This window comes from Mariniflexile sp. (assembly GCF_041583155.1).
Lineage (GTDB): Bacteria > Bacteroidota > Bacteroidia > Flavobacteriales > Flavobacteriaceae > Mariniflexile.
In genome coordinates this window covers 39843-62897 of the sequence record NZ_JBFHGK010000017.1, presented here as the reverse complement: position 1 = coordinate 62897, position 23055 = coordinate 39843, and the positions used below count along the sequence as shown (strand labels likewise).

Below are 23055 nucleotides of genomic sequence, written 5' to 3'. Positions count from 1 at the left end.
TAATAATCAAGCTAAATATTTTACATTTTTTTATTGTTTTATTAACTTTTTATTTTGATTTTTGACGCTGACTAATTCAAATAATTATAAAATGAAAACAAAGTTTAGTGGAATTCTAACGCTCTTACTTGCGTTTGCCGTGCAATTTACTTTTGCACAAGAAAAGACTATTTCAGGTAAAGTTTCAGATGCTTCTGGCTTACCGCTACCTGGAGCAACAGTCGTAGTAAAAGGAACCTCTTTTGGTACCTCAACAGATTTCGATGGCAAGTATGTCATCAAAGCTAAACAGGGTGCAACTCTTGTTTATAGTTTCGTTGGTTATACAACCAAACAAGTACAAGTTGGTACATCAAACACTATTAATTTAGTTTTAGAAGAAGATGCAACCTCACTTAACGAAGTAGTTGTAGTGGCTTTTGGTACAACCACAAAGGAAGCATTTACAGGTTCTGCCAGCATTGTTAAGGCTGAAGATCTTGAGCTTCGACCACTAACCTCCCCAATTGCAGCAATTGAAGGTAATGCTACTGGGGTGCAATTTCTATCAGCTTCTGGGCAACCAGGCTCCTCTCCTAGCATCGTAATTAGAGGTGTAGGTACGTTAAACGGAAATACGGATCCACTTTTTATTGTGGATGGCGTATCTTATCAAGGCGGACTGAATACCATTAATCAAGATGATATCGAATCGATGACCATCCTGAAAGATGCCGCTTCAACCTCGCTTTATGGATCTCGTGCCGCTAATGGTGTGGTTATCATTACCACTAAAAAAGGTAAGAAAAGCACAGGGATTACTGTTAATGCAACTAGTCAGTTCGGAACCATAACCAAGGGCATTGATGAATATGACGCTGTTAACCCAGGTGAATATTACGAATTAATGTTTCAGTCATATAAAAACTCTTTAACAGGTGCTAATGCCGCACAAACTGCTGCTTCACAATTATACAATCGTTTAGGCAGAAATCCATTTAATGTTGCAAATGACCAGATAGTAGACGTTAATGGTGTTTTAAACCCAAATGCTCAGCTAATTGCAGAGGATTTAAGTTGGTATGATGCTTTGGAAAGAACAGGCTCTAGACAAAGTCACTCTATAAACGTATCAGGAGGAGGGGAAAAACACTCTGTGTTTTTATCTGCTTCCAACCTAGATGAAAATGGATATGTAATTGAGAGCAATTACAAAAGAACTACTACACGTTTAAGTGGGACATTCGACGCTGCAAAATGGTTAACTATTGGCGGTAATGTTAACATCTCTACAGAAAACACACACGGTCCTGCATCAAGAGGAACATCAGTTGCAAACGTTTTTGGTTTTGCAAAAAATATGGGGTCCATTTATTCTCCTTACTTACTAGATCCTGTAACAGGCCAAATACTTAGAGATGAAGCAGGTGATATTATTTGGGATAGAGGTGAAAGCATCGCTTCTTTAGGAATTCAATCAAGACCAACAAACGTTGGGCGTAACGCTCTTGAGGAAGCTATTTTGAATGAAGAAATAACCAGAAGAAACAACTATGGTTATAGATTTAATGCCGATTTTACAATTATTGAAGGGCTAAAAACTAGTTTCATTTATGGGCAAGATTACCAAGACAGCATCAATCAAAGCTATGAAAACCCAGTAGTTGGTGATGGTGCTCCTACTGCTAGATTTGATGATAACAGATTCAGAAGAACTGTTGAAAATTTCAATCAATTAATTAGTTATAACAAAACCTTAGGAAATCATAATTTTGATTTAACCTTAGGACACGAAAGTTTTGATAGAAATTTTTCTGAAAATAGAGCGTTCAAAAGTACTGAAACTGCATCTGGAATCTATGAATTAGCAAACTTTTCGGTTATATTAGATGCTGATGGAAGTAGTACAGATTATAAACTAGAAGGTTATTTAGCTAGGCTAAATTATGATTTTGGTAGTAAATATTATTTAAGTGGATCTGTAAGAAGAGACGGATCATCCGTTTTCACCAATAATAAATGGGGAACATTTTATTCTGTTGGTGGTGCATGGAGAATTGATCAAGAAAGCTTCATGAAAAATGTGAATTTTATAAATAACCTAAAACTAAGAGGTTCTTATGGTCAAGTTGGGAATGACCAATTAGGTAACTATTATATCTCTCAACCATTATATGCCATTTATCCAAATGCAGGAGCTCCTGGTATCTTTTGGGACTCAACGGGTAATGCTGATTTAAAATGGGAAACTTCAGAAAGTTATGATGTTGCTTTAGAATTCGGATTATTCAACAATCGTATATCAGGTTCATTTGAGTATTATAAAAAGATTTCATCTGACCTTTTATACAACGTACCTATAGCTCCATCAGAAGGTCAAATTGAAGCTCCAGACAATGTTGGCGATTTATACAATGAAGGCTTTGAACTAGGTTTAAATGCGCAAATTATAAAATCAAATAATTTCTCTTGGAATTTAGGCATTCAAGCTTCAACTCTTAAAAATGAGATTACAGCACTTCCAAACCCTTTCGTAGATGGGTCTAAACGTTGGGAAGTTGGTCGTTCAAGATATGATTTCTTTTTGTATGATTATGCTGGTGTAGATCCAACAAACGGAGATGCTTTATATTATATGTATGAAGAAGTTGACGGACAAGTAGGTGTTCCAGTGCTTAATGATGATGGCACTCATAAAACATCTAATAGCTGGGCGACTGCATCAAAAGGCTATGCTAATGCATCTGCCATTCCAGATTTAATTGGCTCTATAACAAACAGTTTTAAATATAAAAATATAGATTTAAGTGTCTTACTAACTTACCAAATTGGTGGTGATATCCTTGATTACGGTTATGCAGATATGATGCACGCAGGTACTTATGGAGCATCTTTACACCCTGATATGCTGAATACTTGGAAAAATCCTGGTGATATTACCGATGTACCAAGATTACAAAATGGCAATATAAATTTAGCTCAATCTTTATCAACAAGATGGTTAACTGATGCCTCTTACATAGCAATCAGAAATGTAAATCTATCTTATAGTTTAAGTAATTCTGTGGCAGATAAAATAGGAATTAATAAATTAAGATTATTTGCTTCAGGTGAAAATCTATTCATGTTTGCAAAAAGAACTGGTTTAAACCCACAATACAATCTTGCTGGAACTCCAAGTGGTAATGATTACAATCCAAACAGAGTAATCTCTATTGGTGTAAATGTGGCTTTTTAGTTAAAAAATTAAATTTAAAAACATAAAAAATGATACGAAATAAAATTAAATTACTACTTGCCTTGACAATGGTAATGGTCGTAGGCTGTTCTGAAGAATATCTTGAAACGGTACCTACAGATTCAATTTCTGAAGCTGCTGCACTTTCAAATCCTGATAATATGGAACTTGTTTTGAATGGTCTACACAGAATGATGTATGGCCAAAATCAACTAGAGGGAGGTGAATCAAGTAGATCTGGAGAGAGTTACTTTATACCAGGTTTTGATGCTGTTGGCGGAAATACCATACATTCTTCTCCAGGTAACGGTTGGATGAGAGCTGATGCACAATGGACAAGTCATATCAACCCTAATTCCACAACTAATTTAAATCTTTGGTTTCAGCGTTACCACTTTATCGCAACATCAAGCAACATTATTAATACAGTTGCTTCAAGTGATTTTACGGTAACACCACAATTAAATAACATTTTAGGACAAGCTCATGCATATCGTGCTTGGTCTTATTGGAGATTAGTAACTACGTTCTCTAAAGGTTATCTTATAGGAAACCCATCTACAGATCCGGGAGTGCCTTTAATACTAGAAGCAGGTGCACCGTATGTAGGAGCACCACGTGGCACAGTGGAAGAAGTTTATACACAAATGTATAAAGATATTGATGCTGCTATAAATTACTTAAAAGTTGCAAGTGCTGCAGAAAACAAATCAAATATTTCACTTAATGCAGCTTATGGAATTAAAGCACGTATCGCATTATCAAAAGGAGATTGGGCTGCAGCAGCAAGTAATGCGGCATTAGCTAGGGTTGGCTATCCTTTATTAAACGAAACCGAATGGCTATCAGGCTTTAACTCTTACGATTTACCAGAAGTTATTTGGGGAGGAAAAGTAATCGATACAGAATCAAATTACTTCCAATCTTATTTCTATTTTATTTCATTTTCTTTTAATGGGTCTCTAAACAGAAGTAACCCTAAATTAATTAGCAAAGAATTATATGATAGAATACCTGCTACAGATTACAGAAACAAAGCATGGTTACCATTAGCTCCAAATACAAATGGCGCCGCTTCAAATGGACAAGGAGGAAGCTATTTAACAGATCCTAATTATAACGACAAAGCTTCTTTTGATGCTGCCAAAGCGGCAATTATAGCAAAATATGGAGCTACAAGTGCTCATAATACGCATCCATATATGAATGTGAAGTTTCAATTGAAAAACCCAGGCACCACTGGAGTTGATGATGTTATTTACATGAGATCCTCTGAAATGGTATTAATCGAAGCAGAAGCAAAAGCGATGCTTTCGGATATTACAGGCGCACAAAATGCTCTTGAAGTTTTAGGAATAAAAAGAAATCCAAATTTCAACAAATTGGCATTTACTACACAAGCACAGCTTATGGATGAAATTAAATGGCAAAGAAGAGTTGAGTTATGGGGTGAAGGCTTTAGCTTCCACGATAATATCAGATGGGATGAAGCTATAGACCAAACAAATTCTGGTGCGTCTCTTGTATTATATCAAGATGGTTTCATGCAAGCAAAACCATCAACTAATGATAAATGGATATGGAAAATACCTCAAAAAGAAATTGATGCGAATCCTTTCCTTACAGATGCAGATCAAAATTAATCACGCATCGTAATGAATAAACATTGCAAGAATTAATAATTATAAAGGTAGTAATTTTAAGTTACTACCTTTTGTTTTTTTATACCTTTGCCTCATGGAAAACCAGACACAAATTTTTGGAATACGCGCTGTTATTGAAGCTGTAAACGCAGGCGAAACTATTGATAAAGTTTTTTTACAAAAAGGTTTAAAAGGAGATCTTTTTAGCGAACTCGAGTCTTTACTCAACAAAAATGCCATCAACATATCCTATGTGCCTGTTGAAAAACTTAACAGACTTACCAATAAAAATCACCAAGGTGCCGTTGCACAAATTTCTCCAATAGCATTTTATGATTTAGAAACTTTGGTTCTTAATGTAATCGAGTCTGGAAAAACACCTTTGTTTTTATTACTAGATCAATTAAGCGATGTGCGGAATTTTGGTGCTATTATACGAACTGCAGAATGTACTGGTGTTTCTGGAATTATTGTACAAAAAAAAGGTGGTGCCCCCGTAAATGGAGATACTATTAAAACAAGTGCTGGTGCCGTATTCAAAGTGCCAATCTGTAAAGTTGACCATATTAAAGATGCTGTTTTTTACATGCAGTCTTCAGGAATAAAAGTTATTGCTGCCACCGAAAAAACGGATGATTTGCTTTATGATGTTTCTTTTACTGAACCTTGTGCAATCATAATGGGTTCGGAAGATAGAGGTATCAATCCTTCTATTTTGAAAGTGGTTGATGCTAAAGCAAAATTACCAATATTGGGGGATATAGAATCGTTGAATGTTTCTGTAGCTTGTGGCGCCTTTTTGTATGAAGCCGTAAGGCAACGACTTGGTTAAATCTATTTAGAACAAACAATCAAGATTTGTTCAGAAACCTTGCCTTATTTTTTAAAACTTATTCTGAATTATTATTTTCTTTATAAGTATAAATTACATCTGGTTGCCCCTGTTCTTTTTCGGGTTCTAAATGTTCAATAAAGTTACCATTTTCATCGAAGTGCTTTAAAAAGGGATCATCGGCATCTACAAAATTTGGCGATTCCCATTCAAATTTATTGGGTTTTGCTATCGATTTTTTGAAAATAAGGGCAAATACCAATCCCGTAACAAGCCCCGACAAATGACCTTCCCACGACACACCTTCTTCTAGCGGCAAGGCATACCAAATCATACTTCCATAAAGAAAAACTACTAATAGCGACAAAGCAATGAGTCTATAATGTTTTGCTAAAACCCCTTTAAAAAAAATAAAACTTACTAAAACATAAATTAGCCCACTCGCACCGATATGGTGTGAAGGCCTGCCAATGAACCAAGTTAAAAAACCGGATAGCAAGATACCATAGAGTAACACTTTCCAAGCTATAGGACGGTAGAAATAAAACAATGCCATGGACAATACAAAAAGCGGTATTGTATTATGATACAAATGCTGAATACTTCCATGAATAAAAGGACTAAAAAAAACACCTCGAAGTCCTTTTAGGGTTTGAGGGTAAATGCCATAATCGTTAAAATGAAACCTAAAACGTACTTCAAACCAAAACACCAACCATATAGTTAGTACAAATGCTATTGGGTAAGCAATAACACCTGTTGAAAATTTGAAATGATCTTGGTTCTTCATAAGCCTAAATATAACAAATAGTTATCCATATTTGATGTGAATGCTAAAATGGCAGACAGATGCGTGAGCGATTGTAGTGGAAATCCTTTTTGTGAGGCACGAACAAAAAGATTGCAACGAAAAGCGCGACCCCCGATTTTTTTTCGGGGGACACGCCAAATAAATAAAACTTAATTACAAGGAGACTCCAGTTTTAATAGGAATTAATTAATTTTACAGTATGAATGAGCCTTTAGCCGAACGTTTGAGACCCAAAACTTTAGCCGACTATGTGAGTCAGACCCATTTGGTTGGTACCCATGGCACACTAACTCAACATATAAAACAAGGATTAATTCCATCAATGATTTTTTGGGGACCTCCAGGCACAGGTAAAACCACATTGGCGAACATTATTGCAACGGAATCTGGCCGACCTTTTTTTACCTTGAGTGCGATAAATTCGGGAGTGAAGGATATACGTGATGTTATTGACAAAGCGAAACAAAGCGGCGGATTGTTTACTACCAAAAACCCTATTTTGTTTATTGATGAAATTCATAGGTTTAGTAAATCGCAACAAGATTCATTATTACAAGCTGTTGAAAAAGGCTGGATTACTTTAATTGGGGCTACAACTGAAAACCCAAGTTTTGAAGTTATTCCCGCACTATTATCACGCTGCCAGGTTTATGTACTGAACGCTTTTGATAAGACTGATTTAGAGACCCTTTTAAGACGGGCCATTAAAACCGATGTCTACTTATCTAAAAAAAACATTAAACTTGAAGAAACCAATGCTATTTTAAGGCTATCGGGTGGTGACGCCAGAAAACTGTTGAATATTTTTGAATTGATTGTGAATTCTGAAAATTCGGATGATATTACAATTACGGATGCCTTAGTTTCTGAAAAAATTCAAAATAATACGGCGCGTTACGACAAAACAGGCGAACAACATTATGATATTATATCGGCCTTTATAAAATCGATTAGAGGCAGCGACCCAAATGCCGCAGTGTATTGGCTGGCTCGTATGATTGAAGGTGGTGAAGATGTGAAGTTTATTGCCCGACGCTTACTAATATTGGCTAGCGAAGATATTGGAAACGCAAACCCAACAGCCTTAGTTATTGCGAATAACACATTTCAGGCGGTTACCGCCATAGGCTACCCAGAATCTAGAATTTTACTAAGCCAATGTGCTACGTATTTGGCCTGTTCCCCTAAAAGTAACGCTGCGTATATGGCTATAGGCAAGGCGCAACAATTAGTAAGACAAACTGGTGATTTATCGGTACCTTTAGAAATTAGAAATGCGCCAACCAAACTTATGAAAGAACTAGGTTATGGTGACAATTACCAATACGCTCACAACTACGAAAATAACTTTGCCAACCAAGAGTTTATGCCAGATGCCATAAAAAACACAAAGCTTTATGACCCTGGGAATAATAGCAGAGAAAATACTGATAGAGCTTTTTTAAAACTAAGATGGAAAGATAAATATGGCTATTAGTTACTTGTAAAGTTGTGAGTTGTTAAATACAACCCACAACTACAATAATTAAAATTTGATGTTAAGTTCTTCTTGTTTTAAAACATTATTTTCGTAATATTCTAAAACCCAAATATTATCTTTCTTGTAAAGCGTTGCATCTTTGTTTTCTACCAAATACACATCGGCAATACTCGTTTTTTTAATCTTATAAACCACTTTAGGAGAACTATCTACTAATTGAAATCCGTTTTCAATAGCTTGCGCATATAAAATACCTGTTTCCGCTTTTTTTAATTGTGCTACAATTTCAGCCTCTTTTTTTATAACTTTTTTTGGTTCCGATTTTTCAACTGTTGCATTCACAGTTTTATCAGAAACAACATTACTTTTAGACTCAAGTTCCTTAGCGTTCTTAATACTTGCAATTTCTTGTTTTAGTCTTTCTATTTCTTTTGATGCCTCACTACTAACCTCAACCTCTTGCAAGCCTGCTAGATTTGTAACTTCACTTGGCACGTATTTATAATTTAGGGCTTCAATATATTCAAAAGCACTACGTAAAGCTTCTGTATATGCGCGTTGATATTCTTTTTCCCTACTCTCTCCCATTTCTGAAGTATAAACAATTTGGTCGTTGCAATTTTTAAGCTCAATTGCCAACTTGGTTTTAAACATTCCAGAATCTTTAATTAAATTGGATTTTAAAGCCAAACATCTGTTTTTAAGCAAATCAGCAGGATAACTACCACCTTCCATCAATGGTGTAAAACCATATTTTTTAAACAAAAATTCGGTAAGTGAGTTTAGTTGAAACTGATCGTTTTCTTTTAAAAAATCGTATTTAACGGGAACAATTACATATTTGTAGTTGTTCAAATTCTTTTGAGAAAATAGGTTTGAAGCGGTAAAAAATACCAGAAGTATTGTAATATATTTAAGTTTCATTTATATAAAGTTTAATTTAAAATTCAATTGTAAAGATACATTTTTATAGGTAGTTTTTTATTTCAATTAAAGCTGCAATTTGTTTCACTGTGGTTTTGTTTTTTATGTTATTGGTGTCAAAGTAAATAACATCCATTCCCACATTAAGCGCACCTTCAATATCAGCTTCATAACCGTCACCAATCATTATACTTCTACTTACATCGGTTTGAGCCTTTTCCAAAGCATGATAAAATATTTGAGGATGCGGTTTTTTAACCCCAATATCTTCCCCGTTTGTAATTGTTTTAAAGTAATGATGAATATTCGATTTAGTCAATTTCCTGTATTGTACTTCTTCAAAACCGTTTGACAATATATGTAGATTATAATTTAAGCTTAGGTAGTCTAAAATTTCAACGGCATTTTCAAACAAAAAATTATTATCGGTAAGGTAAGTGATGTAATCAATTGAAAGCTGCTTAATCATCTCATCTTCAACATGATAATTAACAGCTGTAAATGTGTCTTTTAAGCGCCCAAAGCGCAATACTTCTTTGTCAATTTCTGCCTCGCGATAAAGCTTCCAATATCTAAAATTAATATCTCGGTAATGAGAAAGAAACTCATTTAAATCTACGCTAATAGAATTAAGTTTAAAAATTTTATCCAAAGTTAATTCAGAGTTTTTATCGAAATCCCAAAGGGTATGATCTAAATCAAAAAAAACATCTGTTATGCCATTAATTTTCATGTTTGTTTTTTATTGTTTTACAGGTAATTTGTCCTTCTTTATTTATTTTTTTCGGGAAATTAAATTATCGGCTATTTCAATCATTGGATTCATTTCCTGATTCCAAAATAATATTAAATAATTCTTTAAACCCTTGCCAACGCTCAATATCACTAAAAGTATAATTATGAAATACAGGTATAAACTCACCATTTACTTGTTTTACTTCGTTAATAATTTCGTTTAAGGTTTTCTTTTTATCCAATAAGGAGTGGTTTTTTAATAAAACATAATCCATAAGATGGTACGAATATACCTTTAATGGTGTTTGAACTTCATAATCTAAATCGTAAAAGAAAAATGGCGTGCAGGAGCCAGCTCTAAATCCTTTATGATTTACATAGCCCATGGTGTAATCTTCTAAAATTTCTAATTCTATCAAGTTTCTATAAGATTCTGGTAAGTTTAATTTAGAAAACGATTGGCGAGATGCTTTTAGTGTGCTATTTAAAATATCTTCCATTTTTTGTTTTTCTTTTTTCATAATAGAAAAATTATCGATGGAAAAAAACGATGTTTTTAATCCAACTTCACAATAATCAGCAACGTGTTTTATAAGCGACACAAATTTCCTTTTGTTAGGATTAATACCTTTGTCGAAAGTTGAATAATCCCCAATTAAAAAGAAAAACAAAAATTTAAATTTACTTTGTTTTTGCCTGTTGATTATATATTTGAAAGTATCGAAAGGATCGTGTTGCAAATTAAAAATTACCATAAATCTGGTATATATATTTTTCAATTTTAGTGCAAATAAATCTTTTATTACACCACCAAAACTCCGCATAACACCTTTTAATTTATAACGATATGGAATTGGAATGTCTATAATGGGTTTTACACTGTATCTTCTTTCTGGAAAAACATACTCTGGGTACTGTGCTTGCAATGCATCCTTAAACTTATATGCCCAAATATCAACTACAGGTTGATGTAAAAATCCGTGTTTATAAGCTAAGCTTTCGGTTGCCAAAAATCGGCCATATTGATCCTTTACGTGTGGCAAATACTCTTCGTACCTACATAGTAAATAGAAAGATGCCGCAAAAATATCAAACGGAATAGCGCTTTTTTCTCCATTAAAGAAGAAACATTTGGTTTGTCCCCATTTTTGAACATTTGGATCGATATCATTAAGTCCCTGTTCGAATAAAATATCATGGCTTTTAATGAAAAATTCGCTTCCTAATTGTTGCTTGGTGTAGGATATTTTTAGGCTATCGTGAGCAATAAACTCCTCAATTTTTGTGGTAAAAGCAACCTCAATACCCAATACTCGCGTACATATGTGCTTAAAAACATATTTGAAACGAGGAGTAATGGCATGTGTGTAAACTAAAAGCATACTATTATTAAAATCCAATTTTTAAAAACCCCAAAATACAATATTAAAAGATTTATTTTCCAGCTGAAATTTGAAAATTGTTATTCTGAAATTATTCACAGCAGGGATTCGTCAGCGAAACTAAAGTATGCATTTTCGGTTACAATAAGGTGATCTAGCACTTTTATATCCAAACTTTCTGCAGCTAACTTTAATTTCTTGGTTATTTGTTTGTCGGCCTCACTTGGTTTTAGGGTTCCTGAAGGATGGTTATGTGCCAATACAAGTCCGGTAGCACCAACTTCTAAAGCATTTTTTAATACCAAACGCACATCCACTAGAGTTCCTGTTATCCCTCCTTTACTTAATTGAGTTTTTTGAATCACCTTATTTGAATTATTTAAATATATAATCCAAAACTCTTCATGTTCCAACTCTCCTATTATTGGTTGCATCAACTCAAAAACAGATGTACTAGATGTTATTTGTTTATTATCCAGAGCCTCCTCGCCTCTCCGCCTTCTTCCCAACTCCAAAGCCGCAGCAATACTAATAGCCTTAGCTTCTCCAATGCCTTTAAATTGCATCAATTGCTTAATAGAAAGCTTTCCTAACTTACTTAAATTGTTATCTACACTAGCTAATATACGCTTGCATAACTCTACAGCACTTTCGTTTCTATTACCCGATCCTATCAAGATAGCTACCAATTCAGCATCGCTTAAACTGGCCTTACCTTTGTTGAGTAACTTCTCTCGAGGTTGGTCGTCTTGACTCCAATTTTTTATTGAAAATGAGGTTTTTTTTTCTTGCATTGAGTAAAGATAAAAATTGTAATTTTAAAAAGTGAAAAGTGAAAAATTTAAAACGTAAATCTAGTTGAATTATCCACCAAAAATACATCAAGATAATAACATTCAACATATGGTTGATGTTATAAAAACATATCCTCTAGCGACCCTCATTTCTGTAAAAAACAACGAACCTATAATCACTCATTTACCTTTGGTTTACAATGAGTTTGGCAAATTAATTGGACACATTGACAAAAATAATCCTCAAGCTGAATTGTTAAAAAACAACCAACCGATAACAATTTTGTTTTCTGGACCTCAATGTTACATATCTCCTAGTATTTTTTCAACTGCGCAGTTGCCAACATGGAATTATATTAAAGTTCACATAAAGGGAACCGTAAAAGCGATTGAAAGTAAAGAAGCTTTAAAAGATTCGCTTATTAAAATGACCGAATTTTTGGAACAGCCAAACCATAACTATGTTTTAGAGCCGGATAACCCACGAATGCTTGGTGCTTTGGATTATATTGATATGTTTGAAATCACCATTAATTCCTGGGAGGGTAAATTTAAACTTTCTAAAGACAAAAAACCTCAAGACATTGAACATGCTAAGGCTGAATTAATCCGTTCCAACCAAGAAAGTATTGCTCATTTTTTAAGTACCGTATTTTAACCCATATTAATAACATATATGAAGTATTTCATGCTAATCATGGCTATTTTTAGCTACACAAACTTGTTATTGGCTCAAGAAAAGGAATACACGTCTGTAGATTACCCTGAAGAGTACAAGGCGGAAATTGATGTTCTTTACACACAAGTCAATAATTGGAAGGGCTACATGGATATTTTTATAAACCCTACAGCAACAAGCCCTACGCCTGTAGTGATTAACATTCATGGTGGAGGTTGGAAAAGCGGCCAAAAAGAATCTCAAACAGGACTAGACACTTTTTTTAGTCGTGGTTATGCCGTTGCCAATGTTGGCTATCGTTTAATAGATGTTGCTCCTGCTCCGGCAGCTATTCAAGATGTTCGATGCGCTTTGTTATATATTTACGAAAATGCTGTAGCATTAAATATTGACACATCAAAAATTGTTATTATGGGTGGTTCTGCAGGTGGCCATTTAGCACTTATGGCCGGGTTATTGGGAGGCAATAATAGTTTTGATAGTAATTGCCCAAACTCCGAACACATAAAAGTGGCTGCAATTATAGACAAATATGGCGTTACAGATTTAACCCCTCTTGCTTATAGAAATTCGCCAAGAGACTGGTTAGGACTTAATAATATTGATGCCGATTTTGTTAAGAAAGTTTCTCCAATTAATTACATATCAAAAAACAGTCCACCTATTTTCATTGCACATGGTGATGCAGACCCTATTGTGCCATACAGCCAATCTGTAATCCTTTATAAAAGATTAAAAGCCCATAACGTTAAAACCCGACTTTTAACCATCAAAAAAGGAAAACATGGTAATTTCACTAAAAAACAAAACATCCAGTTAAGCAAAAGTATTTGGAAATTTTTAAGTGCCTTAGGTCTTTAATATTGAAATCATATAACAAAAAAACTGAATAAAAATGGCGTTGATTACACTTGCATCAACGCCATTTTCATATAATTGATTTCCTTAGAATTTTACGGTTTTGATTCTGGCAGATTAACACCTTTTATTAATAAAGTTACACCCATTACAACTAACCATATAACTTTTACATGAAATAAGGGCTTGTAAACTTCGAAATTATTAGGAATCATCATAATAACACCCATTGCTGCAAGTCCGAATATTATAGTAAACCATCCTAACCATTTAGCCAACAAATGCCATTTTACAAAGGCAGTCCCTAACAGCACAAAACCAACACCGGAAAAAATACGTCCGAAACGCACAAAACAAGTAACGTACTGGTTAGTATATAAAATGCTATTCATAAATTCTTGAATTTCTTCTGAAGATTTTCCTGCAGTTTGCCCTACACCCCAAGCTCCATAGTTGTAATAATAAGCAGCTGCAATTGCTATTGTAAACGTACCTACAATTATCATTCCTGCTCCGGGCAAGACTAAAACTCTATAAGGTTTTCTAGCTATTATGGATACCAATGCAAACATCGAAATTGCCATAGTAACCCAACCAAAAATATGAAATCTATACATCCAAATCCAGTACCATACATTTTCGCCTATGGCTTCAAAATCTGAAACCACAAAATATTCCCCGACATGATGTGAAGAAAGCCCCCAACCACCCCACAATAAGATTGCAGCAACTATAAATGCCCAACCAGTAAATTTAGTTTCGAAATTTTTAACCATAACTTTCAGTTTTTTAAGCAATTACACAATTTACGATATCAACATGGATTTCATTGTAACTTTTGTTACAGTATTCAATTATAATAAGTTGTAACTTCATAAGGTTTTGATTATCCAATAATTAACTTTAAAACACTTGTTTTGAATAGAAGAGATTTCGCTAAAAAAGCAACGTTAAGCACTTTTGCAACCTTAATTGGAGCAGAGATAGTTTTTGGTTCTCGCCTAATGGAAGGTTATAGTCCGTTGGCACTACAAAATCCAGATCCATTTAAAATGTTTAACAAGCATAAAGACATGATTGTGCTTAACGATAAACCTTGGAACATGGAGGCACAAGCCCATTTACTGGATGATAAAATCACACCAAATTCTTGCATGTTTATAAGAAATAACGGTTTGGTTCCAAAAGATAATGATGCCAACAAGTGGACTCTGACATTTGATGGCGAATCTGTAATTAATAAAAAAACCTATTCTTTAGCCGACTTGAAAACTAAATTTCAGCAGCACACTTATCAAATAACCTTAGAATGTGGCGGTAATGGTAGAAGTGAATTTAATCCTCCCGCAAAGGGAAATCAATGGACGGTTGGAGCAGTTCATTGTGCTTCATGGACGGGCGTGCGATTAAGAGATGTTTTAAAAGATGTTGGCATAAAAAAAAGTGCAGTATATATCGGCTATCATGCAACGGATTTACACCTTAGCATGGACCCAAACAAAGAACCAATTTCTAGGGGTTGCCCCATTTGGAAGGCTTTAGAAGACGAAGCTCTTTTGGCATTTAAAATGAATGGAGATGATATTCCACTCATTCATGGTTATCCACTTCGCTTGATTATTGGAGGTTGGCCGGCTTCGGTTTCGGGAAAATGGGTAAATAGAATCAGCGTAAGAAACAAAATTCATGATGGCCCGAAAATGACTGGAGATGCATACAGAGTACCGTGTGAACCAGTTGCACCAGGAGAAAAAGTTAAAGATGAAGACATGTGTATTATTGAGTCAATGCCCGTAAAATCGATAATTACCTATCCTAAATCTGGTGCCATACTAAAAGAAGGTAAAGCTTTGAACATAAGGGGGCATGCCTGGGCAGGCGATTTGGGAGTTGCCAAAATGGAATACTCAATAGATTTTGGAGCTACCTGGAAATCTTGTCATATTGAAAAACCATCAAACCGATTTGCATGGCAACATTTCAAAGCATCGGTAAATTTACCTAAAAAAGGATATTATGAGATTTGGGCTAGAGCCACCGATAGTAAAGGCACTTCACAACCAATGTTATTACCGGGTTGGAATCCAAAAGGGTATTTAAATAATGCTTGTCACAGAATTGCTGTAAAAATTAATTAAATGTCTAAAGAAGCACTTTTCAGGAAACAAATAAAAAAAGTATATCGCATATTATTTTTATTTTTTGGTTTGCTTCTCATCACTGGAGGAATGCTGGTGTTCTACACTATCAATCCAGGCTTTTTTACTTTTGAAACCCAAACTGAAACAATTGTTAGCACTCCTATTAGTGTAGAGGAAGATGAAGACAAAATTGAAAATGGCATACATATAAGAACTGGATTAATTGATGCAGAAGGCTTAATGACGGTGGTTAATAATTGTACCAATTGTCATTCATCCAAATTATTAATTCAAAATAGAATGAATACCGAACGATGGAACGCTACTATTAAATGGATGCAGGAAACACAAAATCTTTGGGAGCTTGGTAAGAATCAAGAGATTATTGTAAACTATTTAGTAACAAATTATCCTCCAAAAGATAAAGGAAGAAGAGAAATTTTAACAAACATTGATTGGTATGAATTAAAGGATTAGTCTCTTTATTCATATTGAAAAAAAATAAGTTTTAAAAACGCACGAATTATTATTCTAACACATAAATTAGCATATTATGGAAAAATATTTAGACGCCTTTTCAACTGCCTTTAACGGCACTCTAAGCTGGACTTGGAAATCGATACTTTTCGAAGTACCATGGTACACGAATTACTTTTGGGGACTTACCCTAATTTCCATCCTTGTATGGTTATTAGAAATTACTTTTCCTTGGCGAAAAGAACAGGCCATCTTTAGAAAAGATTTTTGGCTAGATGCCTTTTACATGTTTTTTAATTTTTTCCTCTTTTCTATTGTTATAAGTGGTGTTTATAATATGTTGGCGGTGTTATTTGGAGAATTAAATATCACGGCTAAAAGTTTCGCCGTTATAGATATAGCAACCTGGCCAATGTGGGCACAATTACTGGTTTTTTTCATCATTCTTGACTTTGTACAATGGTTCACTCATGTACTATTGCATAAGTATGCATTTTTATGGAAATTTCACAAGGTACATCATAGCGTGAAAGAAATGGGCTTTGCTGCGCATTTAAGATACCATTGGATGGAAAACATTTTTTACAAACCTTTAAAAACTTTTGGAGTTATGTTACTTGGGGGATTTGAACCAGAACAAGCTTATATAGTTCACTTTATTGCCATAACCATAGGGCATTTAAATCATTCCAACATAAAAATAACTTGGGGACCACTAAAATATATTTTCAATAATCCGGTAATGCATCTATATCATCATGCGTACGTATTACCAAAAGGAACTTATGGCGTAAATTATGGCATTAGCTTAAGCCTTTGGGATTATATATTTAAAACAAACTACATCCCTGAAGACAGCGGAACCATTGAAATAGGGTTTAAAGGTGATGATAAATTTCCAAAAGATTTTTTTCATCAAAACATTTACGGCTTCAAAAAGGGACAAAAATAATTTCAGAAAAAGCTTAACACTGGGATAAACAAAAATTTTAGATATTTTTAAATATCTTAGGAGTGTAAAACTGAATAAAATACATCAGTTTTGAACACACATGAAACAACTCCTATATTTCATACTTTTTAATTTTTTAAGTATTGGCACATCATTATCGCAGGAAAAAAAACACAACCCAGTAAATGTTCCGGATGAGTATCTAACCCAAATAAACGTTGTTTACACAAGGGTTAATGGTTGGGACGGCAAAATGGACTTGTACACTAATCCGAAAGCCGAAGCACCAACACCAATCGTAATCAATATTCACGGTGGCGGCTGGAACCACGGCGAAAAAGAATCTCAAACAGGTTTTGGCTCCTGGTTTAAAAATGGTTACGCCGTAGCTAATGTAGCATACCGCTTAGTGCATATTGCCCCAGCCCCAGCAGCTATTGAGGATGTAAGATGTGCATTAATATACATCATCAAAAATGCAAAAACATTAAATATTGATACCAACAAAATTGTGATCATGGGGGCTTCCTCCGGTGGCCATTTGGCGCTTATGGCAGGCTTATTAGGAAGCGACAACCGTTTTGACTACAATTGCAGTTATGACGAACCCATTAAAGTTACAGCAATAATAAACAAATACGGCGTTAGCGATTTAGCACCGCTGGCAACTTGGAAATCAGCCAAAAACTGGTTGGGAACAAAATATAACGACGAACACTTTGTTCAGTCAGTTTCACCAATACATTACGTAAATACCCAAAGCCCCTCTGTTTTTATAATTCACGGAGATGCCGATCCTATTGTACCCTACAACCAATCTACAATTCTTTACAACGCATTAAAAGCTAAAGGAGTCAAAACTGAATTTATTACTATTCAAGATGGTGCCCATGGAAAATTTAGCACTGAACAAAATGAAATGATTAGTAAACAACTTTGGGAATTTTTAAATAACTTAGGGCTATAATATTGAAATTTAAAAACATATCGTTATGAAAAAACTAGCAAAGGAAGATATAAATCAAGATGTTTTTGACCTGTATGATGACTATGCCCACAATAAAATTAGCAGACGTCAATTTGTAGAAAAGTTATCGCTATATGCCATTGGGGGCATTACTGTATCATCCTTACTTAGTTTCATGACTCCAAACTATATTGATACCCTATTGGTAAAACCAGATGATGAACGTTTAGATTCTAAGTACATCACCTATTCTTCCCCAAAAGGAGGTGGCACGATAAAAGGACTACTAACTAAGCCAGAGAAAACTAAAACCAAACTACCTGGTGTTATTGTAGTGCATGAAAATCGCGGATTAAACCCATATATAGAAGATGTAGGAAGACGTGTTGCTCTTGATGGTTTTATATCTTTAGCACCGGACGCTCTATGTCCGTTAGGAGGATACCCTGGTAACGACGACGACGGACGGGAACTTCAAAAAAAACGCGACCGAAACGAAATGCTCGAAGACTTTATTGCTGCCTTTCACTTCCTAAGCAATCATGAACATTGTGATGGCAACATTGGTGTTGTGGGGTTCTGTTTTGGCGGTTGGATAGCCAATATGATGGCGGTTCACATACCAACACTTAAAGCATCAGTACCTTTTTATGGCGGGCAACCCACCGCAGAGGAAGCTGCAAAAATTAAAACTCCTCTTCAATTACATTATGCAAGCTTAGATACCCGTGTGAATGAAGGTTGGGATGCTTACCAAACTGTATTAAAAGCTAATAATATTGAATATGCTGCGCATTTCTACCCAGAGGTAAATCATGGGTTTCATAATAACACTACCCCACGTTATGATCAAGAAGCAGCAACCTTAGCTTGGGATAGAACGATTGCCTTTTTTAAAGAAAAACTGAAGTAGCTTTTAATAAAACTACATGTAAAACAAGAAAAAATTCTGAAATTTTGCTTTATGAAGAATGGGGTTAGGATACTTTTCCCAACACCTTCTTCTACGAACTGCCATATTTTAAGAAATCCTTAAGTGATTTCAGGAACTTTTCTGTTTAAGCCTTCAATTATATCTCAATGAGGAATAAAAAAAGAATTTAAATCTGAATGAAAAAATCATATCAATTTTAACAGTTCTGCCATATTACCAAAGGTTTTAGTTGCAACTGCTTTAAGTTCGTTATTATAATCATGCGCTGTAAATCCAAACACATCAAAACCACCTAATTTAGCACCTTTCACACCAGATAGGCTATCTTCTATAATTAAACATTCATTTGGACTAAAACCCATGTCCTTTGCTGCCCATAAAAACACGGCTGGATCTGGTTTCCACTTTTGAAGTGTGTAACAACTATAAATCTTGTTTTCAAAATAAGGCAACAAACCAGAAAGTTCTAAATTTAGTTTTATTTTATTCTCTGGGCCACTGGAAGCCACACAAAAAGGTATGGTTAGTTCATTTAAAACATTTTTTATTCCCTCAATAGGCTTCATATCCTTTTTAAAGGCTTCAAAACTTTGTTTCCTATAATCGTTTTCAAAAGTGTCTGGTAAAGCTTCTTTAGTTAACTTTGATATTTTTTCAATACACTCATACATAAAACTACCTTTAAAGTGTTTCATTCCGTATGCTAAATCGATTGAAGCACCGTAACTGTTCGCCATATTCACCAAAATTTGAATGCTAATAGGCTCGCTATCTACCAACACCCCGTCACAATCAAAAATGATGCATTTATATTTACTCATAAGTTATTTTTTTAAAGCAAAATGCCCTTTAAATTCACTTTCATTATTCAATTTTACAATAAACCAATAGTCGGTTGAAATCATTTTTTCACCTCTAAAAGTGCCATCCCAACCCAAGCTGTTTGTACTTAATTGTTTTAAAAGCTTACCATAGCGGTCATAAATAAAAATTTCTGCACTAGGATATTCTGCAATACCTCTTATATGCCAAGTATCATTCACACCATCATTATTTGGGGTAAAATACTTAGGATAATCAATAACCGTTACTTTTTCAAAATCTTCGCCACAACCTAATTTATCTCTTACTAAAACGGTATAAACACCCCCTAAAACATCTTTAAAAGTATTACTGTTTTGAAAACTAATCCCATCAATTGAATATTCAAAATCGCCATCGCCCGTTGCATTTACTGTTATAAAGTTAGCATCAGACAATTCTTGAAAATCAACATTAACAATATCAGGAAGCTCGGAACGAATTAATTTGAAATGAAAACTATTTTCGCAATAAATACCGTTTTTAATTTCGCCAACCGTAAGCTTATAGTTTCCTGCTTCCACTAAATTAACTTCATAGGAATTAGAGATAACAGTCCCATCTTGATATTCCCACGCATAATAATCTAAATAGTCCTCTACAATTAAATGCATTGAAGGCTCTAGATTACATAAAAAATAAGCGTTTTCAATAGTTACGAGAGGCAGTTCATTTACAACCAAATCAAAACTAGTTTGCGAATAACACAGGCTGTTAAATTCATTTTCAACTTTAACAAATATTGTTTGAAACCAAGCCGTTGTGTTTTTATATTCGAAAGGCAACGGATTTGGTAACTGATTATTATTAGCATCAAAATATTGTATTTTTAATCCATTTTGATTGCCTATAAGTTGGCTTTCTACCAAAGACATATTGAAGAGCCCATAACCTTCACCATCATTACAAGCATAAATGGTTTCCGGCTTACTAATTTGAGGCTTGGAAGCTGTTTTAAGAACTAATGTTGTTTCCGAAAAACACTTTGTTAAACTATTTGTAACTCTTACAGTAATTATCTCTTGGTTGGAAACCGTATTAGTAAATGGATTTGGTAATGGATTTGGCAATGGACTTCCATCCGATTTAAAATAAGAAACTTCCATTCCTATTTGATTTCCTAAAACTTGAGATTGAATGTTTGAAGTATCAAAATATTCCGAAATACCATCATTATTATCGTCACAACCTACTAATTCTTGCAATGTATTGGCCATAGGTAACGAAAGTACCCTTAGTTTAAAAGTAGTTTCTGAGAAGCATTCGGTATTACTATTTTTAACTATTACTTTAATTAGCTCTTCATTAGCTATCATATTGGATACTGAAGTTAAATCCGACAGTATTTCTTTTCCATTTTGATGATAAAATCTAACATTTATATCTGTTTCTACTCCTATAATTTCGTCCTTTATTTTTTGAAAGTTAAACAAGCCAATCCCATCAAAATCGTCATCACAAATAATCACATCTGTAACCTCTTTTGTTTTAGGTAAGGCATTCACAATTAAATCAAAAGTGGTTTCAGAATAACAACAAGGTTCATCTTTATATGCCACTCGAACACTGATAGTCTCTCTATTTTTAATAGAATTTGTTAAGGTATTTGGCATGGGACTAGCCATTTTTCTTCCACTACCATCAAGATAAGTAACTACCACATCGGTTCTTCCATTAAGCACCTGAGAATGAATAGCTGAAACATCAAAACTTGAAGAAATTCCTGTTCCATAATTATCCTCACAGGCGTATATATTATTAATACCGTAAGCTTGAGGGGGTTCCTTAACATCAATTGTTTCTTTTAATACTTCTATACTCCCATCTTTAGCTGTTACATTAGCAGTAATAGTATATTCTCCATCTTGTGAAAAATCATGAAACGGTGATAAATCTGTTGAAAAATTAGCTGCTCCTGAAGCTACATCACCAAAATCCCATGATACTAAAGCTACATTTGCTTTATTCTCTACACTAAATTCCTTTAAAAACTCCGAACAAATATTTGAAACATTCATCTCAAAGTTGTTGGTTACATGTTTTGTTTTTCCGGTTACGTTAATAAAATAATTAATGTTTGGATTGGTAGTGGCTGTATATTGCTGAAATGGCGGACAGCCTCCGGCCTCCGACCTTAACCAAGAAATATCATTATTTTGAGCTCCTCCTGCAATAAAAACAAGACCAGCACTACTGGAGCTACCTAAATTATACACTTCAACAAGTATTTTATCTACATTCGCAGGAACCGTTATTGGTGTACCGAATAATACTTCGAAAATTCTAGGTCCACCTGTACTGAAACCAGGAAGATAAATTACCTGACTACTACCTAATAAATCAGTTTGTGAATACGACGCTGGAAAATTATCATCGATTTTATAGATATTGAATTGAATTTTAGCATCGTAAACACCAACACTAGACAAAGCTACCTGCCCCCTATCAATTATAAATTCTTCATTAGCTGAAACACCAAATTCCTTCAAAATGAATCTTCTAGCATACTTTAAACCACCCCAACTACAACTATATTGATTCACCTTTACAACATCATCGCAAAGATTATGTGTTAACATGATATCGGAACCCAAATCATTTATATTTAAAAGCGTTCCTGTAACATTTATATAAAAATTAGCATTATAAGACGGTGGATTAAGGTTTTCAGTAGCCGTATGAGAATACACATTATGGCATCCCCAATACCATGAAACATCATTATCATAAGCCGTTCCAGCTATATAGGCAACGGATGTATCCTGTTTATTAACATCATAAAATTTTCTAACTTCTACTAAAACACGCTCTACGCCATCCGGAATTACAACAGGAACATCAAAATCAACCTGAATTATTTCGGGGTTTGCTCCAATAACAGGAATTCCCACAATTTGGCTGCTTCCAATAAGATTTGTATTTGAATACGTATTTGGAAAATTTGAATCAATTTTATAAATATTGAATTGCAAGCTAGATCCTCCTAAGGAGTTATAAATGGCAACTTGACCAGAATTGATAACCAATTTATTCTTTCCAGACACACCGAAATCCTCTAATTTAAAAGCCCGTGCCCAAGATTGAGCAAACTCACAGGAACTCATATCGGTTTGAATTGGTGTTGTACCTATATTATGTGTCAATGTAATTTGGGCAGGCAACAAAAAACTAAATAGCAAGAATGGAATATATAGTAGTCTTTTAATCATAATTTATGGCCCAAAAGGTATGGGTTACAACCAGTAGTTAAAGCGTTTTCTAATAAAAAAGCCTAAACTTAACTATTGAAATTTAATTTAAAAATATTAAAACTATTTTTCATACACGTACAATTCAAGAAAATTTTTACAATTGATATAATAATTATT

General features: G+C 34.3%; 19 protein-coding genes. 11 read left to right on the top strand and 8 right to left on the bottom strand.

All coding sequences use genetic code 11. The features are described 5' to 3' along the window. The first annotated feature begins 91 nt into the window (after positions 1-91). The 3 genes from ABYI63_RS08480 (at position 92) to rlmB (ending at position 5692) form a co-directional block, all read left to right on the top strand. A complete protein-coding gene (locus tag ABYI63_RS08480) occupies positions 92-3217 on the top strand; it encodes a SusC/RagA family TonB-linked outer membrane protein (RefSeq protein WP_372755452.1) in 3126 nt (1041 codons plus the stop codon). 29 nt (positions 3218-3246) lie between these two features. Further along, the gene (locus tag ABYI63_RS08475) at positions 3247-4860 is read left to right on the top strand and encodes a RagB/SusD family nutrient uptake outer membrane protein (RefSeq protein WP_372755450.1); all 1614 of its coding nucleotides are present in this window, start codon (positions 3247-3249) and stop codon (positions 4858-4860) included. Positions 4861-4954: 94 nt separating this feature from the next. Then, positions 4955-5692: a 23S rRNA (guanosine(2251)-2'-O)-methyltransferase RlmB gene (gene rlmB / locus ABYI63_RS08470; RefSeq protein ID WP_372755448.1), complete on the top strand. Its 738-nt coding sequence runs from the start codon at positions 4955-4957 to the stop codon at positions 5690-5692. A 58-nt stretch (positions 5693-5750) separates the two neighbouring features. On the opposite strand, the gene ABYI63_RS08465 is transcribed toward rlmB, so the two are convergent. Continuing rightward, positions 5751-6482 carry a rhomboid family intramembrane serine protease gene (locus ABYI63_RS08465; RefSeq protein ID WP_372755446.1) on the bottom strand — a complete coding sequence of 244 codons (732 nt, stop codon included), beginning with the start codon at positions 6480-6482 and terminating at the stop codon, positions 5751-5753. A 220-nt stretch (positions 6483-6702) separates the two neighbouring features. Here ABYI63_RS08465 and ABYI63_RS08460 point away from each other — a divergent pair, with 220 nt between their 5' ends. Beyond that, positions 6703-7980 carry a replication-associated recombination protein A gene (locus tag ABYI63_RS08460; protein ID WP_372755444.1) on the top strand — a complete coding sequence of 426 codons (1278 nt, stop codon included), beginning with the start codon at positions 6703-6705 and terminating at the stop codon, positions 7978-7980. Positions 7981-8028: 48 nt separating this feature from the next. On the opposite strand, the gene ABYI63_RS08455 is transcribed toward ABYI63_RS08460, so the two are convergent. The 4 genes from ABYI63_RS08455 to radC form a co-directional block, all read right to left on the bottom strand. After that, positions 8029-8907, bottom strand: a complete 879-nt coding sequence (locus tag ABYI63_RS08455) for a hypothetical protein (protein ID WP_372755442.1) — start codon at positions 8905-8907, stop codon at positions 8029-8031. Between the two features lie 43 nt (positions 8908-8950). Next, positions 8951-9640, bottom strand: coding sequence for a YjjG family noncanonical pyrimidine nucleotidase (locus tag ABYI63_RS08450; protein WP_372755439.1), 690 nt, complete (start codon positions 9638-9640; stop codon positions 8951-8953). Positions 9641-9716: 76 nt separating this feature from the next. Beyond that, a complete protein-coding gene (locus ABYI63_RS08445) occupies positions 9717-11024 on the bottom strand; it encodes a polysaccharide deacetylase family protein (RefSeq protein ID WP_372755472.1) in 1308 nt (435 codons plus the stop codon). A gap of 95 nt (positions 11025-11119) precedes the next feature. Further along, positions 11120-11818, bottom strand: coding sequence for a DNA repair protein RadC (gene radC, locus ABYI63_RS08440; RefSeq protein ID WP_372755437.1), 699 nt, complete (start codon positions 11816-11818; stop codon positions 11120-11122). A gap of 64 nt (positions 11819-11882) precedes the next feature. On the opposite strand from radC, the gene ABYI63_RS08435 reads away from it, so the two are divergent. Both ABYI63_RS08435 and ABYI63_RS08430 read left to right on the top strand, forming a co-directional pair. Next, complete coding sequence (locus ABYI63_RS08435) at positions 11883-12476, top strand: FMN-binding negative transcriptional regulator (protein ID WP_372755435.1); 594 nt, start codon at positions 11883-11885, stop codon at positions 12474-12476. 18 nt (positions 12477-12494) lie between these two features. After that, positions 12495-13358, top strand: a complete 864-nt coding sequence (locus ABYI63_RS08430) for an alpha/beta hydrolase fold domain-containing protein (protein WP_372755433.1) — start codon at positions 12495-12497, stop codon at positions 13356-13358. 92 nt (positions 13359-13450) lie between these two features. Here ABYI63_RS08430 and ABYI63_RS08425 read toward each other — a convergent pair whose 3' ends face one another. Beyond that, positions 13451-14131 carry a hypothetical protein gene (locus tag ABYI63_RS08425; RefSeq protein WP_372755431.1) on the bottom strand — a complete coding sequence of 227 codons (681 nt, stop codon included), beginning with the start codon at positions 14129-14131 and terminating at the stop codon, positions 13451-13453. A 141-nt stretch (positions 14132-14272) separates the two neighbouring features. Between ABYI63_RS08425 and ABYI63_RS08420 the strand changes: the two genes are divergently transcribed. The 5 genes from ABYI63_RS08420 to ABYI63_RS08400 all read left to right on the top strand — a co-directional run bounded on the left by ABYI63_RS08420 (position 14273) and on the right by ABYI63_RS08400 (position 18805). Next, positions 14273-15493 (top strand): sulfite oxidase, encoded by a 1221-nt coding sequence (locus ABYI63_RS08420; protein ID WP_372755429.1) that lies wholly within the window; start codon positions 14273-14275, stop codon positions 15491-15493. After that, positions 15494-15973: a monoheme cytochrome C gene (locus ABYI63_RS08415; protein WP_372755427.1), complete on the top strand. Its 480-nt coding sequence runs from the start codon at positions 15494-15496 to the stop codon at positions 15971-15973. Positions 15974-16049: 76 nt separating this feature from the next. Further along, positions 16050-16925, top strand: coding sequence for a sterol desaturase family protein (locus ABYI63_RS08410; protein WP_372755425.1), 876 nt, complete (start codon positions 16050-16052; stop codon positions 16923-16925). A 100-nt stretch (positions 16926-17025) separates the two neighbouring features. Continuing rightward, positions 17026-17892: a prolyl oligopeptidase family serine peptidase gene (locus ABYI63_RS08405; protein ID WP_372755423.1), complete on the top strand. Its 867-nt coding sequence runs from the start codon at positions 17026-17028 to the stop codon at positions 17890-17892. Positions 17893-17917: 25 nt separating this feature from the next. After that, entirely contained in the window at positions 17918-18805 is an 888-nt protein-coding gene (locus ABYI63_RS08400) for a dienelactone hydrolase family protein (protein ID WP_372755421.1), read from the top strand. Positions 18806-19011: 206 nt separating this feature from the next. Here ABYI63_RS08400 and ABYI63_RS08395 read toward each other — a convergent pair whose 3' ends face one another. Further along, positions 19012-19647: an HAD-IA family hydrolase gene (locus ABYI63_RS08395; RefSeq protein ID WP_372755419.1), complete on the bottom strand. Its 636-nt coding sequence runs from the start codon at positions 19645-19647 to the stop codon at positions 19012-19014. Between the two features lie 3 nt (positions 19648-19650). Further along, positions 19651-22896 (bottom strand): T9SS type B sorting domain-containing protein, encoded by a 3246-nt coding sequence (locus tag ABYI63_RS08390; RefSeq protein WP_372755417.1) that lies wholly within the window; start codon positions 22894-22896, stop codon positions 19651-19653. Positions 22897-23055: the final 159 nt, after the last annotated feature.

What these genes read in the sequence shown, in the direction of transcription:
- ABYI63_RS08425 (WP_372755431.1), bottom strand. Translation starts at nt 14,131, where the DNA reads ATGGTTAAAAATTTCGAAACTAAATTTACTGGTTGGGCATTTATAGTT.
- ABYI63_RS08415 (WP_372755427.1), top strand. Translation starts at nt 15,494, where the DNA reads ATGTCTAAAGAAGCACTTTTCAGGAAACAAATAAAAAAAGTATATCGC.
- ABYI63_RS08395 (WP_372755419.1), bottom strand. Translation starts at nt 19,647, where the DNA reads ATGAGTAAATATAAATGCATCATTTTTGATTGTGACGGGGTGTTGGTA.
- ABYI63_RS08410 (WP_372755425.1), top strand. Translation starts at nt 16,050, where the DNA reads ATGGAAAAATATTTAGACGCCTTTTCAACTGCCTTTAACGGCACTCTA.
- ABYI63_RS08455 (WP_372755442.1), bottom strand. Translation starts at nt 8,907, where the DNA reads ATGAAACTTAAATATATTACAATACTTCTGGTATTTTTTACCGCTTCA.
- ABYI63_RS08460 (WP_372755444.1), top strand. Translation starts at nt 6,703, where the DNA reads ATGAATGAGCCTTTAGCCGAACGTTTGAGACCCAAAACTTTAGCCGAC.
- ABYI63_RS08465 (WP_372755446.1), bottom strand. Translation starts at nt 6,482, where the DNA reads ATGAAGAACCAAGATCATTTCAAATTTTCAACAGGTGTTATTGCTTAC.
- ABYI63_RS08390 (WP_372755417.1), bottom strand. Translation starts at nt 22,896, where the DNA reads ATGATTAAAAGACTACTATATATTCCATTCTTGCTATTTAGTTTTTTG.
- ABYI63_RS08405 (WP_372755423.1), top strand. Translation starts at nt 17,026, where the DNA reads ATGAAACAACTCCTATATTTCATACTTTTTAATTTTTTAAGTATTGGC.
- ABYI63_RS08430 (WP_372755433.1), top strand. Translation starts at nt 12,495, where the DNA reads ATGAAGTATTTCATGCTAATCATGGCTATTTTTAGCTACACAAACTTG.
- rlmB (WP_372755448.1), top strand. Translation starts at nt 4,955, where the DNA reads ATGGAAAACCAGACACAAATTTTTGGAATACGCGCTGTTATTGAAGCT.
- ABYI63_RS08445 (WP_372755472.1), bottom strand. Translation starts at nt 11,024, where the DNA reads ATGCTTTTAGTTTACACACATGCCATTACTCCTCGTTTCAAATATGTT.
- ABYI63_RS08450 (WP_372755439.1), bottom strand. Translation starts at nt 9,640, where the DNA reads ATGAAAATTAATGGCATAACAGATGTTTTTTTTGATTTAGATCATACC.
- ABYI63_RS08400 (WP_372755421.1), top strand. Translation starts at nt 17,918, where the DNA reads ATGAAAAAACTAGCAAAGGAAGATATAAATCAAGATGTTTTTGACCTG.
- ABYI63_RS08480 (WP_372755452.1), top strand. Translation starts at nt 92, where the DNA reads ATGAAAACAAAGTTTAGTGGAATTCTAACGCTCTTACTTGCGTTTGCC.
- radC (WP_372755437.1), bottom strand. Translation starts at nt 11,818, where the DNA reads ATGCAAGAAAAAAAAACCTCATTTTCAATAAAAAATTGGAGTCAAGAC.
- ABYI63_RS08475 (WP_372755450.1), top strand. Translation starts at nt 3,247, where the DNA reads ATGATACGAAATAAAATTAAATTACTACTTGCCTTGACAATGGTAATG.